1 protein-coding gene and 1 pseudogene are annotated in these 561 nt (G+C 53.1%); both read right to left on the bottom strand.

Annotated elements, in window-relative coordinates; genetic code table 11:
* Window positions 1-99 precede the first annotated feature (99 nt).
* Window positions 100-282 carry a helix-turn-helix domain-containing protein gene (locus J5224_RS34470; RefSeq protein ID WP_264629323.1) on the bottom strand — a complete coding sequence of 61 codons (183 nt, stop codon included), beginning with the start codon at window positions 280-282 and terminating at the stop codon, window positions 100-102.
* Window positions 279-561 (bottom strand): annotated as a pseudogene (locus J5224_RS34465) (hypothetical protein); the annotation flags it as partial. The pseudogene J5224_RS34465 and the gene J5224_RS34470, both read right to left, overlap by 4 nt.

Below are 561 nucleotides of genomic sequence, written 5' to 3'. Positions count from 1 at the left end.
TTTGAAAAGACAATCAAGTAAATACATGAATGCCTATAGGTATAATTGAAACCACCGTACGCTGTATAGCGCAAATTTTGCATTAGCATTGCATCACACTTAGAAACGGTCTTTAAGCTGCCCCGGAGTGATGCCAAATGCGCGGCGAAAAGCCGTGGAGAAATTGGCCGGGCTGTTATAGCCCGCCACATGGGCGGCCTGCGCGATACCGAGTCCCTCTTTTTGCATGGCGACCATGGCGCGTTGCAGTCGATTGCGGCGCAGGTACTCAAACACGCTCATATTAAACGCCTGACGAAAATGGCGCTGTAAGGTGCTTTCACCGACAGTTGATCCGCCGCGCCGCTTTCCAGCATATCGCGTACTTCCTGCACCCGATGGTAGATACGCAGGGGTACACGCGCATTTTTTTCCTGCGCGGTGCTCAGCAATGAGCTGAAGGCTTCAACGATCAGGCTCAGGCATTGGGATTCCAATTGCAAACGCTGCAACGGCGTGGAGCAGGGATCGGAATTGAGGATCTGCATGGCGATCGCCATCGCCTGACGTGACGGCATCCAG

This window comes from Candidatus Symbiopectobacterium sp. NZEC135 (assembly GCF_025962695.1).
The sequence above is the reverse complement of the archived record's forward strand: the minus strand, read 5'-3'. Positions and strand labels throughout refer to the sequence as shown.